The sequence below is a fragment of the Streptococcus sp. OMI870 genome, assembly GCF_047460295.1.
Classification (GTDB): Bacteria; Bacillota; Bacilli; order Lactobacillales; family Streptococcaceae; genus Streptococcus.
This window is the reverse complement of record NZ_JASHGM010000001.1, coordinates 214,896-229,005: the sequence shown is the minus strand read 5'-3', so window position 1 is coordinate 229,005 and position 14,110 is coordinate 214,896. Positions and strand designations below refer to the sequence as shown.

Annotated in this window: 13 protein-coding genes; 10 read left to right on the top strand and 3 right to left on the bottom strand. The window is 42.0% G+C overall.

Going from position 1 to position 14,110, the window contains the following annotated elements; genetic code table 11:
- The first annotated feature begins 64 nt into the window (after window positions 1-64).
- The 3 genes from brnQ to QM968_RS01090 all read left to right on the top strand — a co-directional run bounded on the left by brnQ (window position 65) and on the right by QM968_RS01090 (window position 2,835).
- The gene (gene brnQ / locus QM968_RS01100; protein ID WP_414381542.1) at window positions 65-1,378 is read left to right on the top strand and encodes a branched-chain amino acid transport system II carrier protein; all 1,314 of its coding nucleotides are present in this window, start codon (window positions 65-67) and stop codon (window positions 1,376-1,378) included.
- A 157-nt stretch (window positions 1,379-1,535) separates the two neighbouring features.
- Window positions 1,536-2,243 carry a thiol-disulfide oxidoreductase-associated membrane protein CcdA2 gene (gene ccdA2, locus QM968_RS01095; RefSeq protein ID WP_414381539.1) on the top strand — a complete coding sequence of 236 codons (708 nt, stop codon included), beginning with the start codon at window positions 1,536-1,538 and terminating at the stop codon, window positions 2,241-2,243.
- A 22-nt stretch (window positions 2,244-2,265) separates the two neighbouring features.
- A complete protein-coding gene (locus QM968_RS01090; RefSeq protein WP_414381536.1) occupies window positions 2,266-2,835 on the top strand; it encodes a TlpA family protein disulfide reductase in 570 nt (189 codons plus the stop codon).
- Between the two features lie 37 nt (window positions 2,836-2,872).
- Here QM968_RS01090 and QM968_RS01085 read toward each other — a convergent pair whose 3' ends face one another.
- Genes QM968_RS01085 through QM968_RS01075 form a run of 3 tightly spaced genes read right to left on the bottom strand, consistent with a single transcriptional unit; the run spans window position 2,873 to window position 5,688 of the window.
- On the bottom strand, window positions 2,873-4,117 hold the full coding sequence (locus QM968_RS01085) for an NAD(P)H-dependent oxidoreductase (protein WP_009730994.1): 1,245 nt from the start codon (window positions 4,115-4,117) through the stop codon (window positions 2,873-2,875).
- A gap of 17 nt (window positions 4,118-4,134) precedes the next feature.
- Window positions 4,135-4,740 (bottom strand): NADPH-dependent FMN reductase, encoded by a 606-nt coding sequence (locus QM968_RS01080; RefSeq protein ID WP_009730995.1) that lies wholly within the window; start codon window positions 4,738-4,740, stop codon window positions 4,135-4,137.
- Between the two features lie 24 nt (window positions 4,741-4,764).
- Complete coding sequence (locus tag QM968_RS01075; protein ID WP_414381532.1) at window positions 4,765-5,688, bottom strand: FAD:protein FMN transferase; 924 nt, start codon at window positions 5,686-5,688, stop codon at window positions 4,765-4,767.
- Window positions 5,689-5,913: 225 nt separating this feature from the next.
- Here QM968_RS01075 and nox point away from each other — a divergent pair, with 225 nt between their 5' ends.
- From nox to QM968_RS01040, 7 genes are all read left to right on the top strand, one after another.
- Window positions 5,914-7,290, top strand: a complete 1,377-nt coding sequence (gene nox, locus QM968_RS01070; RefSeq protein ID WP_414381529.1) for a H2O-forming NADH oxidase — start codon at window positions 5,914-5,916, stop codon at window positions 7,288-7,290.
- 114 nt (window positions 7,291-7,404) lie between these two features.
- A complete protein-coding gene (locus QM968_RS01065; protein WP_414381527.1) occupies window positions 7,405-8,949 on the top strand; it encodes a ClC family H(+)/Cl(-) exchange transporter in 1,545 nt (514 codons plus the stop codon).
- Window positions 8,950-9,059: 110 nt separating this feature from the next.
- Window positions 9,060-9,932 carry an iron uptake system protein EfeO gene (gene efeO, locus QM968_RS01060; protein WP_414381524.1) on the top strand — a complete coding sequence of 291 codons (873 nt, stop codon included), beginning with the start codon at window positions 9,060-9,062 and terminating at the stop codon, window positions 9,930-9,932.
- A gap of 5 nt (window positions 9,933-9,937) precedes the next feature.
- A complete protein-coding gene (gene efeB / locus QM968_RS01055; protein ID WP_414381521.1) occupies window positions 9,938-11,143 on the top strand; it encodes an iron uptake transporter deferrochelatase/peroxidase subunit in 1,206 nt (401 codons plus the stop codon).
- A complete protein-coding gene (locus QM968_RS01050; RefSeq protein WP_414381518.1) occupies window positions 11,121-12,806 on the top strand; it encodes an FTR1 family iron permease in 1,686 nt (561 codons plus the stop codon). The genes efeB and QM968_RS01050 overlap by 23 nt, the downstream gene beginning before the upstream one ends.
- On the top strand, window positions 12,793-13,512 hold the full coding sequence (gene tatC / locus QM968_RS01045) for a twin-arginine translocase subunit TatC (RefSeq protein WP_414381516.1): 720 nt from the start codon (window positions 12,793-12,795) through the stop codon (window positions 13,510-13,512). Before QM968_RS01050 ends, tatC begins: the two co-directional genes overlap by 14 nt.
- Window positions 13,512-13,709: a twin-arginine translocase TatA/TatE family subunit gene (locus tag QM968_RS01040; RefSeq protein ID WP_023918087.1), complete on the top strand. Its 198-nt coding sequence runs from the start codon at window positions 13,512-13,514 to the stop codon at window positions 13,707-13,709. The genes tatC and QM968_RS01040 overlap by 1 nt, the downstream gene beginning before the upstream one ends.
- Window positions 13,710-14,110 lie beyond the last annotated feature (401 nt).

Below are 14,110 nucleotides of genomic sequence, written 5' to 3'. Positions count from 1 at the left end.
AAGAATTGCCGTGGTGACAGAAAGCTGTTATACTAGAAAAGATTCAACATAAAAAGGAGAACATATGTTACGAAAAGGTTCCTTAACAGGTTTGCTGTTATTTGGTATTTTCTTCGGTGCAGGGAATTTGATCTTTCCACCTGCGCTAGGTGCCCAGTCGGGTAGCCATTTTTGGCCAGCTATTGCTGGATTTGTCTTATCAGGAGTGGGGATTGCCATCATCACCTTGATTGTCGGTACACTCAATCCCAAGGGATATGTCCACGAGATTTCACGTAAAATCGCCCCTTGGTTTGCTATCGTTTATCTGGTAGCCTTGTACCTCTCTATTGGCCCCTTCTTTGCCATTCCAAGAACGGCTACTGTTTCCTACGAAGTTGGGATTGCCCCCTTGTTAGGACAATCTGGTGGTAGTCTCTTCATTTTCACCTTGGTTTATTTCTGTTTAGCCTATTTGATTGCTCTCTATCCATCCAAGATCCTAGATAGTATTGGTCGGATTTTGACCCCGATCTTTGCGATCTTGATCGTTGTACTGGTTGTCCTCGGTGCTCTCAAGTACAGCGCACAAGCGCCACAAGTGGCAACAGCAGCCTACCAAGCATCTGCCTTTGGTCAAGGTTTCCTTGAAGGCTATAATACCTTGGATGCCCTTGCTTCAGTGGCCTTTAGTGTGATTGCGGTAACCACCCTCAATCAACTTGGTTTCACCAGCAAGAAGGAATACATTAAAACCATCTGGATCGTTGGGATCGTTGTAGCCATTGGCTTTAGTATTTTATACATTGGCTTGGGGTATCTTGGAAATCATTTCCCAATTCCAGCAAAAGTAATGGCATCTGATGCCAATAAAGGGGTCTATGTCCTTTCAGAAGCGACCAAGACTATCTTTGGCCCAGCTGCTCAAATATTCCTCGCAGGTATGGTGACGGTGACTTGTTTCACAACAACAGCCGGTTTGATCGTGTCAACAGGGGAATTCTTCCATAACACTTTCCCTAAAATCTCTTACAAGGTCTATGCGACAATCTTTACTTTGATTGGTTTTGCGATTGCCAACCTTGGCTTGAGCGCCATTATTGCCTATTCATTACCTGTCTTAATGATTCTTTACCCAATCACCATTACCATTGTGTTGATTGTGATTGTTAACAAATTTATCGATCTTTCAAAACCAGGAATGCAACTGACTATTTTCTTAGTTAGCTTGGTGGCGATTGCAGATGTTCTAGCAAGTACCTTTAAACTTTCAAGCTTAGCTAACATTATTAAAACTTTACCATTTGCTGCGGAGTCTCTTCCATGGTTACTTCCAGCAGTAGTCGGGATTGTGCTCTCTCTGTTCTTACCAAATAAACAAAGCGCAGAAGAAGAATAAGATTTGCTAGAAACTCTAAAGTTACCTGCTTTAGAGTTTTTTTGATTTTGAAACTAGTAACGAAATGGATTCTTTAAAACCAAAACGTAGCAGAAATTTTTAATTTAAGGAAGGGCATGTTATACTATTTCTAACATATCAATATACGGAGCATTTTATGAATCAAATCGTTTTCTCTTTCACTGTCTTTCTGGCAGGGATTCTCTCCTTTTTCTCTCCCTGTGTCTTTCCTTTGCTCCCGGTCTACATCGGCGTTTTGCTAGGAAGTGATCAGGAAAAATCCGTTCAGATTTTTGGGAAAAAGATACGCTGGCATGGCATCGTTAAGACCTTGTGTTTTATCGCAGGTATTTCTGTTATTTTCCTTATCATAGGTTTCGGAGCTGGCTTATTGGGGCAGGTTATGTATACCAACTGGTTCCGCTACGTAATGGGAGCGCTGATCATTATCCTTGGTCTTCATCAGATGGAAGTCTTTCACTTTAGCTTCTTAGAAAAGCAAAAAACAATGGACTTCGGGGCTAACAAGCACAAGAATGAATTGTTTTCAGCTTTTCTACTTGGACTTGGATTTAGTTTTGGCTGGACGCCTTGTATCGGGCCTGTTCTTGGCTCTGTTCTTGCCTTAGCAGCATCCAATGGACAAGATGCCCTCATGGGTGCTCTCTATCTCTTCATCTATACACTAGGAATGGCCATCCCATTCTTGCTCTTAGCACTGGCATCAGGCTTTGTATTGCCTTATTTCAATCGTCTCAAACCCCATCTATTGTTGCTGAAGAAAATCGGTGGAGCCATCATCATTATTATGGGGATTCTATTACTCTTGGGACAATTAAATAGCTTGTCTTCAATCTTTTCATAAACCAAATGGAGGTATTATACCTATGAAATTTATCAAATATACGTGTTTTTCAATCCTCTCAATCGCTTTACTGTCTGCTTGTTCGATGGAGCAATCGAGTGAGAGTGGTATGAACAATATGAGCAATCAAACCATGACCAACACAACCTCAAGTAAACATCCCTTAGTAGGAAAAGAAGCCAGTGACTTTGAACTAAAAGACATGAAGGGGAATACAGTCAAGCTTTCCGATTATAAAGGAAAAAAGGTTTACTTGAAATTCTGGGCTACCTGGTGTGGTCCTTGTCGTCAAAGCATGCCTGAACTTAATAAATTGGTTGAAGAAAAGGATAGAGATTTTGTGATTCTCACGGTTATGGCACCGGGAATCCAAGGGGAAAAAACAGAAGAAGAGTTCGTCGAATGGTTTGCCCAACAAGATTATCCATCAGTGCCCGTCTTGTATAATCCAGATGGCTCTGCCTTTGCGAACTATCAAGTACGTTCCATTCCTACAGAAGTCTTCATTGATAGCCAAGGGAAGATTGGGCATGTGCAGCTAGGGGCGATTTCAAACGAAGATGCCAAGAAGATAATCAGTGAGTTAAAATAAAAAAATGAAGCATCAAGCTTCATTTTTTTGTAGTTTTTTAGTTACTTGCACCAGATGTAGCATCTGTATCCCCTTGGCCTCCGTCGCCGTGGCCCCCAGCATCAGAGGCACCTGAAGTTGCATCTGCATCCCCATGACCGCCAGCAGGAGCAATTGGGCCACTACCGCCTACAAGACGTTGACCAGTTGTTTGAAGGTACCAGTCCAACCATGGTTTAAAGTTAAAGACAATTTCATTAATACCAGCGTAAGAACCATCTTCATAGTACATAGCTTGGTAGTTGTGGGTGTTGATCACCCCTTCAGGTGATCCCGGAACAATAGTACGGACATAGTCTTGGTTTCCATTACGAAGGGTCCCAATCACCCATTCTACATTTTTCATACGTGCTGGTGGAAGAGATCCATGAACCGTTGACATACGGCTACCTGATTGAGGTGGTACCCGTTTGGCAAACATACTATCTGGATCTTGATGGGCATTGTTGTAGTAGAGGAATTGGTTGTTATCATCTGCGTAGGTTAACTCAAAAGGCATAGCTTTCAAGAACATATCAATTTGATTAACAGTTAGGATACCATGGTCTAGTTTCACATAGGTATCACCAGAAACAGCTCCTGTGATTTCTGCAACCTTTTCAACCCAATCTGGATCATCAGGATCGACCTCAGTGACAGTAGTAGAAATTGGATGATTACAATCCAAGTCTTCAGGTTCAATTGGCTTTGGTTTTTTCAATTTGGACACAACCTCAACGTATTTGATAAAATTATCTAAGCAAGTTTCAAGGAATTTAACGGTTCCTTCATTTTTGATATTGCCATTTTCGTCAAAAGCTTCTTTGGCTTTTCCGAGAAGGAATTCATTTCCTGGAAGGGTATAGGCATTGACACCCGGAGCGTCAAGGATCTTGCGGAGGTGAACCTGAGCTCGTGAAGTTCCTTGATCATAGTAGGAAGCCCCAACGACCATGACTGGTTTATTTTCAAAAGGGTGTACTTCAAAGGAAAGCCATTCGAGGACTGATTTGAGAGCAGCTGAAATGGTATGGTTGTGCTCTGGAGTTGCAATAATTACACCATCTGCACGAGTGATTTTATTGTACAAAAGACGTAATTGGAAGCTTTCGTCCCATTTTTCGTCTTGGTTAAACATTGGAACTTCATCAATTTCAAGAATTTCCAATTCAAATTTAAGCTTAAATTGGCGTTGCATGAATTCCAAAAGTTTACGGTTATATGATTGATCATAGTTTGAGCCTAAAATTCCAACAAATTTCATTCTTATCGTCTCCTATTTTACAAGTTTTCCCAGTTAAATTTTTCAGCAGATTTGCGAATTAACTCATGAGCATTCCGTAATTTGTCTGTAATCTTGACAAAAATACGGAAGTCATCGAAGATAGCATCCAATTGTTGAATGACTTCTAAATCTACCAGATCTCCATATTGGTCGAAGGCTTGCAATGAATGTGAAAGTAAGAATTCATCTGGCAAAACATTTGCTTTAATTTCTGGAGCGTTTAAGATTTGACGAAGTTGCAATTGGGCACGTGAAGATCCTAAAGTACCGTAGGAAGCCCCCGTGATCATAACTGGTTTGTTCAATAAAGGAAAGACCCCGTAAGAGAGCCAAGCTAAAGCGCTCATCAGAACAGCTGGAATAGAGTGATCGTATTCAGGAGTACCGATGATGACACCATCAGCTTGCTCGATTTTGGCAACAATTTCTAAGATAGCTTCTGGTACTTTCTTGTCAGCCGGTTTGTCAAAAACTGGGATGTCTTTGATTTCGACTAATTCAATATCCGCCTTATTAGCGAAATGCTTTTGCATGTATTGAAGTAGTTGACGGTTTGTAGAACGTTTGGAGTTGGTCCCCACAATCGCAATTAGTTTTGTCATATAAATTTCCTTTCTGATATAGCGTTATATATAGGACTGAAGCCCACTTGTAAAAGCGATCTTGCCTGATTGCGAAACCAATAAGGTATCGATACCAGGGAGTGATTCAACAATGTTGAGAATAGAAGAAGGGGTTTCCCCAAATAGTCGAGTGGTCCAAATCTCTCCATCTACGGATTGATCAGATATGATAGTAATACTGGCCAAGTCTGTTTCAACAGGATAGCCTGTCTTGCTATCGAATATATGGTGAAAAGACTGGCCATCAACTTCTAAATTACGCTCGTAAATCCCTGAAGTTACGACAGACTTGTTCTCAATTGAAAGAGAGAGTAAGTGGTGACCTCTTGGTTCAACAGGATTTTGAATCCCGATTCGCCAGGGCTGTTTTCGAATTGGATTCTGACCGACTGTCAGAATATTGCCACCCAGGTCGATCAAAGCATCCGAGATTCCTTGACTTTTTAGAAATGCAGCAATGAGATCAGCACTGTAACCCTTTGCCAAAGCTCCTAGATCAATTTTCATACCAGGATGTGTTAGATAGACAGCATGGTTTTCATGATCTAGTTGAATTTGTTGAGGATTGATCTTCAACAAGGCTTGGTCGATTTCTTTCTGGACAGGACGCCTAGCATCAGCAAATCCAATTCTCCAAGTCTGAACAAGAGGACCAATCGCAATATTTAAATGGCTTTTTGGTGCCTGACTGTGCTGGGTACCTAAAGAGATGAGTTCAAAAAGATCTGGATGGACTCGAACGGCTGAGATACCCGCTTGATGATTGACCTCCATGAGTTCAGAGCTTGCATCATTGGCACTGAAGCGGTGTTCATAAGAACGGAGAAGCTCAAAACATCGAGCGAGAAGGTTATCTGCTTGTGGGTGCAGGATCGAAACAGTAATCGTTGTTCCCATCAAGCGTTCAGATTGACTGCTTAGGTCCACTGAAAATCTATCCTTTCCTATTTTCACTTACTTACAGTATATCAAAAAGATATCGTTTTCACAATCGTTTTAAGCATATTATTTGACTTTTTTTATAGTATGTGAAATCTACAATTCTTATGAATTTGAAAAAAAAATCACAAATTTTAAGCAAAATCATTGTAAACGATATCATTTTTATGATATACTCAAGAGGTAAATTAAATTAAAGGTAGGACTTTTTCTATGAGTAAAATCGTTGTTGTAGGGGCAAACCATGCCGGAACAGCATGTATCAACACTATGTTAGATAATTTTGGATATGAAAATGAAATTGTAGTTTTCGACCAAAACTCTAACATTTCATTCCTTGGTTGCGGAATGGCGCTTTGGATCGGTGAACAAATCGATGGTCCTGAAGGTCTTTTCTACTCTGACAAAGAAAAATTGGAAGCTAAAGGTGCAAAAGTGTATATGAACTCACCTGTTCTTTCAATCGATTATGACAAAAAAGTTGTGACAGCAGAAGTTGATGGTAAAGAACACAAAGAATCATACGAAAAATTGATCTTTGCGACTGGTTCAACACCAATCATTCCTCCGATCAAAGGAGTTGAAATTGTTCCTGGTAACCGTGAGTTCAAGGCGACTCTTGAAAACCTTCAATTTGTTAAATTGTACCAAAATGCTGAAGAAGTTATTAAAAAATTGAAAGACAACAGCAAACACTTGAACCGCATTGCCGTAGTTGGTGGTGGGTACATCGGTGTTGAGTTAGCTGAAGCTTTTGAGCGTCTTGGAAAAGAAGTTGTCTTGGTTGATATCGTAGATACTGTCTTGAACGGATACTACGACAAAGACTTTACAGACATCATGGCGAAGAACTTGGAAGACAACAACATCCGTTTGGCTCTTGGGCAAACCGTTCAAGCAGTTGAAGGAAATGGTAAAGTAGAACGTCTTGTGACTGATAAAGAAACTTTCGATGTAGATATGGTGATCTTGGCAGTTGGTTTCCGTCCTAACACAGCTCTTGCTGATGGTAAGATCGAACTCTTCCGCAATGGTGCCTTCCTTGTTGATAAGAAGCAAGAAACTTCACTTCCAGGTGTATACGCTGTTGGTGACTGTGCGACAATCTACGACAATGCGCGTGATGAAATGAGTTACATCGCTCTTGCATCTAACGCGGTTCGTTCTGGTATTGTGGGTGCTTACAACGCAACTGGTCACGAATTGGAAGGAATCGGTGTTCAAGGTTCTAACGGTATCTCTATCTACGGCCTTCACATGGTTTCAACTGGTTTGACACTTGAAAAAGCAAAAGCTGCTGGTTTCAACGCTGGTGAAACAGGATTCAACGACCTACAAAAACCTGAATTTATCAAACACGATAACCATGAAGTTGGAATCAAGATTGTCTACAATAAAGACAACCGTCAAATCCTTGGTGCTCAAATGGTATCACGTGATAGTGCAATCTCAATGGGAATTCATATGTTCTCACTTGCGATTCAAGAACACGTGACAATTGATAAATTGGCTTTGACTGACTTGTTCTTCTTGCCACACTTCAATAAACCATACAACTACATCACAATGGCAGCTTTAACTGCTGAATAATGAATTTTAAACAGGGCTAGTAGTGGACTAGTTCTGTTTTTTATTTTATTTCATGTATTCAGAGGCGGTGAAATGAGGTATAATAAAGAAGATTAGAATGTGAAGGAGTATAGGATGTCTGCAAAAGATGAATCTATAAAAAATGAATTTCGGTTTGCCTCTAGTTCAATTGTAGCTCATGTTGTAAGAGGTGTTCTAGTTGGTATTGTGGTAGGATGCATTGTCTCAAGTTTTCGCTTCTTGATCGAACATACATTCCATTTTGTTCAAGGGGTTTACACGGAAATGCCTCGTCATCCTCTCTATTTTTTAGCAATGCTTGGTGTGTATGTCTTGATCGTACTTCTAGCAGGTTACCTAATTCGCACCAATCGGGATATCAAGGGATCCGGAATACCGCAAGTAGAAGCAGAACTTAAGGGCCTCTTGGCCGTAAGTTGGTGGGATACCTTATGGAAGAAGTACATCTTAGGGATTTTAGCTATCGGTAGTGGCCTGATGCTTGGTCGTGAAGGTCCTAGTATTCAATTAGGGGCTATGGGAGGAAAAGGTGTCGCTCATCATTTGAAGGTCAGCCCAGTAGAGGAGCGCTCATTGATTGCGAGTGGTGCCGCTGCAGGTCTTGCTGCAGCCTTTAATGCACCGATAGCGGGGCTCTTATTTGTAGTCGAAGAGGTCTACCATCATTTTTCACGTTTCTTTTGGATTTCAACCCTTGCGGCTAGTTTGACTGCTAACTTCATTTCACTCAATATCTTTGGTCAAACACCAGTTCTCCATATGCCACAAAATATTCCTCCTCTTCCTCTCTCCCAATATTGGATTTATCTTTTTCTTGGGGTCTTTTTGGGAGCGGCAGGATATGTCTATGAAGTAGTGGTTCTGAATATTGGTCGCCTCTATCGCTTACTAGAGAAAATTTTCCATGTCCCCACTCATTCTTCCTCCTTATTTGCCTTTCTTTTGATTCTACCAATTGGCTATTTTCTTCCTCAGATTCTTGGTGGCGGGAACCAATTGGTCTTGGATTTAGCTCACCTACCTTATCCGGTGTTGACCATTCTCTTCTATTTTGTCCTCCGTTTTATCTGGAGTATGTTGAGTTATGGTAGTGGCCTGCCCGGTGGGATTTTCCTTCCTATTCTAGCTTTAGGTTCTCTTTTAGGGGCGTTGGTTGGTGCTGTTCTCCAAAACCTAGGCTTTATTTCTCAAAATCAGCTGCCCCTCTTTATTATTTTAGGAATGAGTGGGTATTTCGGAGCTATTTCAAAAGCACCTCTTACGGCTATGATTTTGGTAACAGAGATGGTCGGTGATATTCGTAGTTTAATGCCACTGGGTATGGTGACCTTGGTGGCTTACATGATCATGGATCTCTTCCATGGAGCACCAGTCTATGAAGCCATGCTGGAGCAACTCTTACCTGATAAGGCGCAAGAAGAAGGAGAGTTGACCTTGATTGAGATTCCTGTATCCGAAAAGATTGCAGGGAAACAAGTTCATGAACTCGAACTTCCCCAAGATATTTTGATTACCACGCAAATGCGAAGCGGCAAGAGCTACACGGTTAATGGCGCAACTCGCTTGTATCTAGGTGATAGTATTTTTGTGGTGGTGAAAGAATCTGAAATTGGACGGGTCAAGGATATTCTTTTATAAAAGACAGTTTCTTAGAAAAGTCTTTCTATTATTAAATTTTCAGACAATTATTGAAAAATGAGAAAACTTCTGGTAAAATAAGTTCAAGAACGAATGAGGAGAAGTCTTTCATGAAAAAATATAGTCTACTCTTATTGAGTGTTGCTCTTTTAGCAGGGTGTGCAAATTCTACTAGCAAACAGTCGAGTCAAAAGACGCAAACCAGCTCAACGGTGCAGTTGTCAAAGGCTGACCAGAAGACCTTGGACAATGCGACAGCTGAGTACAAAGACTTTGTCAAAATGCAAATCGACCAATTGCTCAAGGATACACAAGGTTTCCGAGATACCCTAAAAGCTGGGAATTTGGAGGAAGCTAAAAAACAATATCCCTTGATCCGCATGGCCTATGAACGCTCAGAACCGATTGCTGAAACCTTTGGGGAGTCTGATGTGAAGATTGACTACCGTTTGGTGGACTATGTGGATGAAAATAAATCAGAAGAAGGCTGGTCTGGCTTCCACCGGATTGAGCGCATCCTTTGGGAAAACAATACCACAGATGGCACTGAAAAATATGCAGACCAACTGGTGAACGATATCAAGGAGTTGAAAGCTAAGATCGCAACCGTTGATGTGACTCCTGATGTGATGCTAACTGGGGCTGTTGATCTGCTAAATGAAGTGGCAACGCAAAAGATCACAGGTGAAGAAGAAGTCTTCTCTCATACAGATTTGTACGACTTCCGTGCCAATATTGAAGGAGCTGAAAAGATTTTCTCTCTCTTTAAACCTTTGATTGAGAAAAAAGATGCCAAGTTGGTTAAAAACTTGGAAGCAGAATTCAAAAATGTCAATGATTTATTGGACAAACACATGACTGATGAAACAAATTATAAGTCTTACACAGATTTGACCAAGGAAGATACCAAGGAATTGGCTGAAGCTGTGACTAAACTTGGTGAACCTTTGTCTCAAATGGGTGTGATTTTAGATGGGAAATAAGAAAAATGGCTGACGAAAAATTTTTAGATAAAAAAATGGACCGTCGTGAATTTCTTAAAAAAGCAGGTATTGGAGGGGCCGGTCTAGCGCTAGGCCTCTCTGGTGCATCTGCTTTTTTCGCTAATCAAGACAGTTCTAGTAAAAAAGCTTATGATGGGGATGAAGATATCTCCTTTTATGGCAAGCACCAAGCCGGGATTACGACGGCCATGCAGAAGGCTTGCTACTTGGTGGTTCTGGATCTTCACACGACGGACAAAAAAGAAGTCATCCAGCTTTTTAAAGACTGGACCGACTATAGTAGTAAATTAGTCGAAGGGCAGTTGGTTAAAAAAGATGGCGCCAATGCCCTCTTGCCGCCAACGGATACAGGTGAAACAGTAGGTCTGAACCCCTATCGCTTGAGTCTGACGTTTGGTGTCTCTGCTAGCTTTCTCAAGAAATTAGGTTTGGAGTCCAAACGTCCCAAGCTCTTTCGTGATTTGCCTCCATTTCCAAAGGAGCAGTTGCAGGACAAATACACAGGTGGCGATATCGTCATTCAGGCCTGTGCCGACGATGAGCAAGTAGCCTTTCATGCGGTCCGAAATCTCATCCGCAAAGGTCGCAATACCATCACCATGAAGTGGAGCAAGTCCGGTTTTGCGGCGATTGGTGACAGAAAAGAAACGCCGCGTAACCTCTTTGGCTTTAAAGATGGAACAGCAAATGTCACGACGGAGAAGGACTTTGATAAGGTCGTCTGGACTGACAGCAAGGACTGGATGAAGGGTGGTTCCTATATGGCTCTTCGCCTAGTCCAAATGCACTTGGAAACTTGGGACCGGACCAATTTGCAGGAGCAAGAAAATACCTTTGGTCGCTACAAGGAGTCCGGTGCTCCATTTGGGAAGACCAACGAATTTGATGAAGTAGATTTATCTAAACTACCAGAAGATTCACATGTCCGTTTGGCCAAAGAAGTGGATCGTCCGATATTACGGCGTTCCTATTCTTATTCGGATAGCATCAATGAACAAACTGGGCAATTTGATGCAGGATTGATTTTTATCGCCTTTCAAAAGGATCCTAACAGCTTTGTCAAAATCCAAACCAATCTAGGTGCAGTGGATAAAATGAACGAGTACATCACCCATATCGGAAGTGGACTCTTTGCTTGCTTTGCAGGCGTAGAGAAAGGAGGCTACCTTGGTCAAGCACTCTTTGAATAAACTCTTGATCTTGTTAGGCCTTCTTGCCTTGTTCTGGACTCATCCAGTGGCTGCGGAATCTTATAGCGATCTCTTTATCAAGATCACAGATGCAACAACCGCTGTAGAAAATAAGAACCAGGATAAGGCCAAGGAATTGATCGCTGAGATTCAAGATAATTTTGAATCCAAAGATCACCATGATTCCAAGGCAGGAAAAAAAGTTAGCCAAGCTCTAGCTATAAAAGGGGAGGTAACCAAAGAGGATCTCACCAAGATCTCATCAGCCTTGCTAGCTTTTGAAAAAGAGCAAAATCCGGTCGATTTAGAGGCGGAAAAAGACAAACTCGTGAGTCGACTCGCTCCTTATTTTAAGAACTTACAAGATGCCATTACAGCTAAGGATCTGGATAAAACCCGTCAAACCTATGCAGATCTTAATAATACCTGGACGCGAAACGAAGCGGTGGTAAGAGATCACAGCACAGCTTACTATGGCAAAATCGAGACGGCCATTTCGCTCTTACGTAGTAGCATTGAAACAGAGCCTACTGACTTCACCAGCATCCAGTCCTCCTATGATGACCTCAAAAATGGGATTGATGCCTTTGTAAAAGGAGAAGCGATTAGCAGTGCTAGTAAGGATTTGACGTTGAACGATGGGATCAAGCTTTTGGAGAAGGCGCAAAGCCAATTCCAATCCGGCGACGATAAATCTGCTGCAGCAACTATGAAGCAGTTCATCACCATCTGGCCAACCATTGAGGGGGATGTCAGCACGACCAATCCAAGTCTCTACACGCGCGTAGAGAGTGAATCCCCGGTCATTATGGTTAAGGGGAAAGAAAAGACCTATCAAGAGAAATTACAAGCCTTGATCAGGGACCTTTCTGCGATCGATACGACAGCTTCTTACAACGCTTTTGATGCTATGTTGATTCTTCTCCGTGAAGGAGTAGAAGCGCTTCTGATCGTCATGGCCCTTGTGACGACCCTTAAGGCTGCTAAGATGAGGAAAGGCCTCAAATGGGTCTACGGTGGAGCTGCTGCGGGGGTTCTTGCCAGCGCAGCGATCGCTCTTGTTTTGCAAGTAGCTTTTCCTGCCGTTACTTCGGGGTCTAACCGGGAAATCATTGAAGGGGGCGTTGGGATTTTCGCAGTGGTCATGATGATCCTCATCGGAATTTGGCTACACAGCAAGTCCTCTGTCAAACAGTGGAATGCCTTTATGGATCATCAGATGAAAACGGTAACGGCTACAGGAAGTTTTGTTTCTATGTTTGCCCTCAGTTTCTTAGCAGTCTTTCGTGAAGGGGCTGAGACCATTCTCTTCTATGTTGGGATCATTCCACGGATTACAACCGTTCATTTCATACTAGGAATCGGGCTTGCCATAGCCGTTCTCATCATCATTGCAGTGGCGATGACCAAGGCCAGTCAAGCGATCCGACCTCATCGAATCTTTTTCATTCTGACGTGGTTGATTTACGCCTTGGCCTTCAAGATGCTTGGTGTCAGCATCCACGCCCTACAGTTGACCAATATCCTACCGAGTCATTTGGTCAATGGACTTCCAACCATCGATTGGGCGGGGATCTATCCAAGTTGGGAAGTTCTTCTTCCCCAGTTAATCTTTGTGGCCTTGATCGCTCTTATCACGGTGAGACAACATGGCAAAGAGTAGAGCAGATAAAATGACCATTGTCGAGCACTTGGTCGAATTTCGAAAACGATTGATCGCTGTGGTCTTGTGTTACATTATCGTCTTTATTGTAGCCTTTGTATTTGGAGGAGAACTCTACCAGATCTTGACCGCTAGCCTCCATCAAAAACTGATGGTATTGGGGCCAAATGATATCCTCTGGATCTATGTATCGCTGGCCAATCTCACAGCTTTTAGCCTGACCCTGCCCTTTATTGTCTACCAGATTTGGCAATTTGTAAGGCCGGCTTTAAGAGTGAAGGAGGCGCGTGCAGTCTTTGCCTATATACCAGCTAGCTTTGTGTTCTTTGTGCTGGGGCTCGCATTTGGTTATTTCTTTGTCAGCCCTGCGATTTTAGATGTCTTGATGCGCTTGGGAGAGGGACTGTTTGATACCCAATTGACGGCGCAAAATTATTTAACCTTCTTATGGCATACCACATTGCCTTTAGGAGTCTTGTTCGAGTTACCAGTTTTGGTCGCTTTTCTGACCTCAATTGGGCTTTTGACACCACAGTTTTTAATCACCTATCGTCGTTACGCTTACTTTGTCCTGCTGGTCTTAGCCGTCGTGCTAACTCCTGCAGACTTTATCAGTGACTTGGCCATGACGCTCCCTTTGATCCTCTTATTTGAAGTGAGTGTCGCCATCAGTAAAGTCATCTATTCGAGAAAAAGGAGAAACTAATGGGAATTTTACGTGATATTGGAGCACCAGGTTTGATCATCATTATCCTGGGTGCCCTCTTGATTTTTGGACCAAAACGCCTGCCTGAGTTGGGCCAGTCTATCGGCAAAATGTTTGCTGAATTTAAGACAGCTGTCAATAAAGGCAGTGAAGAAGCCGATCAAGACGCCAAAGAAGCTAAAGAAGAAAAAGAATAATCAGACAATTTTCAAAATTCTATTGAGTTCGATTGCATAAAAAGGTATAATAAGACAAGGACTTGCAATCGACGAAGGAGGAAACCATGATTATTACGATTTTGTCACTCATTTTCTATTTTACCTATATCGGATTCTTATGCTGGTTGGTCGTAAAAATTGTCGAAAAATTGTTCAATTTCTTGTTGAACCGTTAATGAAGAAACAATCCATTTCACAACAAGTGAGTGGATTTTTTGTTTCTCGTTCATTCAGAAAGAAGCAAATAGAAAGAGAGAGTTCAATGGTCTCAGATTGAAGAGCTAGTCGTATTAGAAACTTTCCTTAGGTGAGTACGGACGTCAGCGAACTTCTTCGAAGTTCCATGACTAATTATTGAGCCTAAGGTCTCAATAATTCCG

Coding starts and splice junctions, on each gene's coding strand:
- brnQ (WP_414381542.1), top strand. CDS start 65: ATGTTACGAAAAGGTTCCTTAACAGGTTTGCTGTTATTTGGTATTTTC.
- ccdA2 (WP_414381539.1), top strand. CDS start 1,536: ATGAATCAAATCGTTTTCTCTTTCACTGTCTTTCTGGCAGGGATTCTC.
- QM968_RS01090 (WP_414381536.1), top strand. CDS start 2,266: ATGAAATTTATCAAATATACGTGTTTTTCAATCCTCTCAATCGCTTTA.
- QM968_RS01085 (WP_009730994.1), bottom strand. CDS start 4,117: ATGAAATTTGTTGGAATTTTAGGCTCAAACTATGATCAATCATATAAC.
- QM968_RS01080 (WP_009730995.1), bottom strand. CDS start 4,740: ATGACAAAACTAATTGCGATTGTGGGGACCAACTCCAAACGTTCTACA.
- nox (WP_414381529.1), top strand. CDS start 5,914: ATGAGTAAAATCGTTGTTGTAGGGGCAAACCATGCCGGAACAGCATGT.
- QM968_RS01065 (WP_414381527.1), top strand. CDS start 7,405: ATGTCTGCAAAAGATGAATCTATAAAAAATGAATTTCGGTTTGCCTCT.
- efeO (WP_414381524.1), top strand. CDS start 9,060: ATGAAAAAATATAGTCTACTCTTATTGAGTGTTGCTCTTTTAGCAGGG.
- efeB (WP_414381521.1), top strand. CDS start 9,938: ATGGCTGACGAAAAATTTTTAGATAAAAAAATGGACCGTCGTGAATTT.
- tatC (WP_414381516.1), top strand. CDS start 12,793: ATGGCAAAGAGTAGAGCAGATAAAATGACCATTGTCGAGCACTTGGTC.
- QM968_RS01040 (WP_023918087.1), top strand. CDS start 13,512: ATGGGAATTTTACGTGATATTGGAGCACCAGGTTTGATCATCATTATC.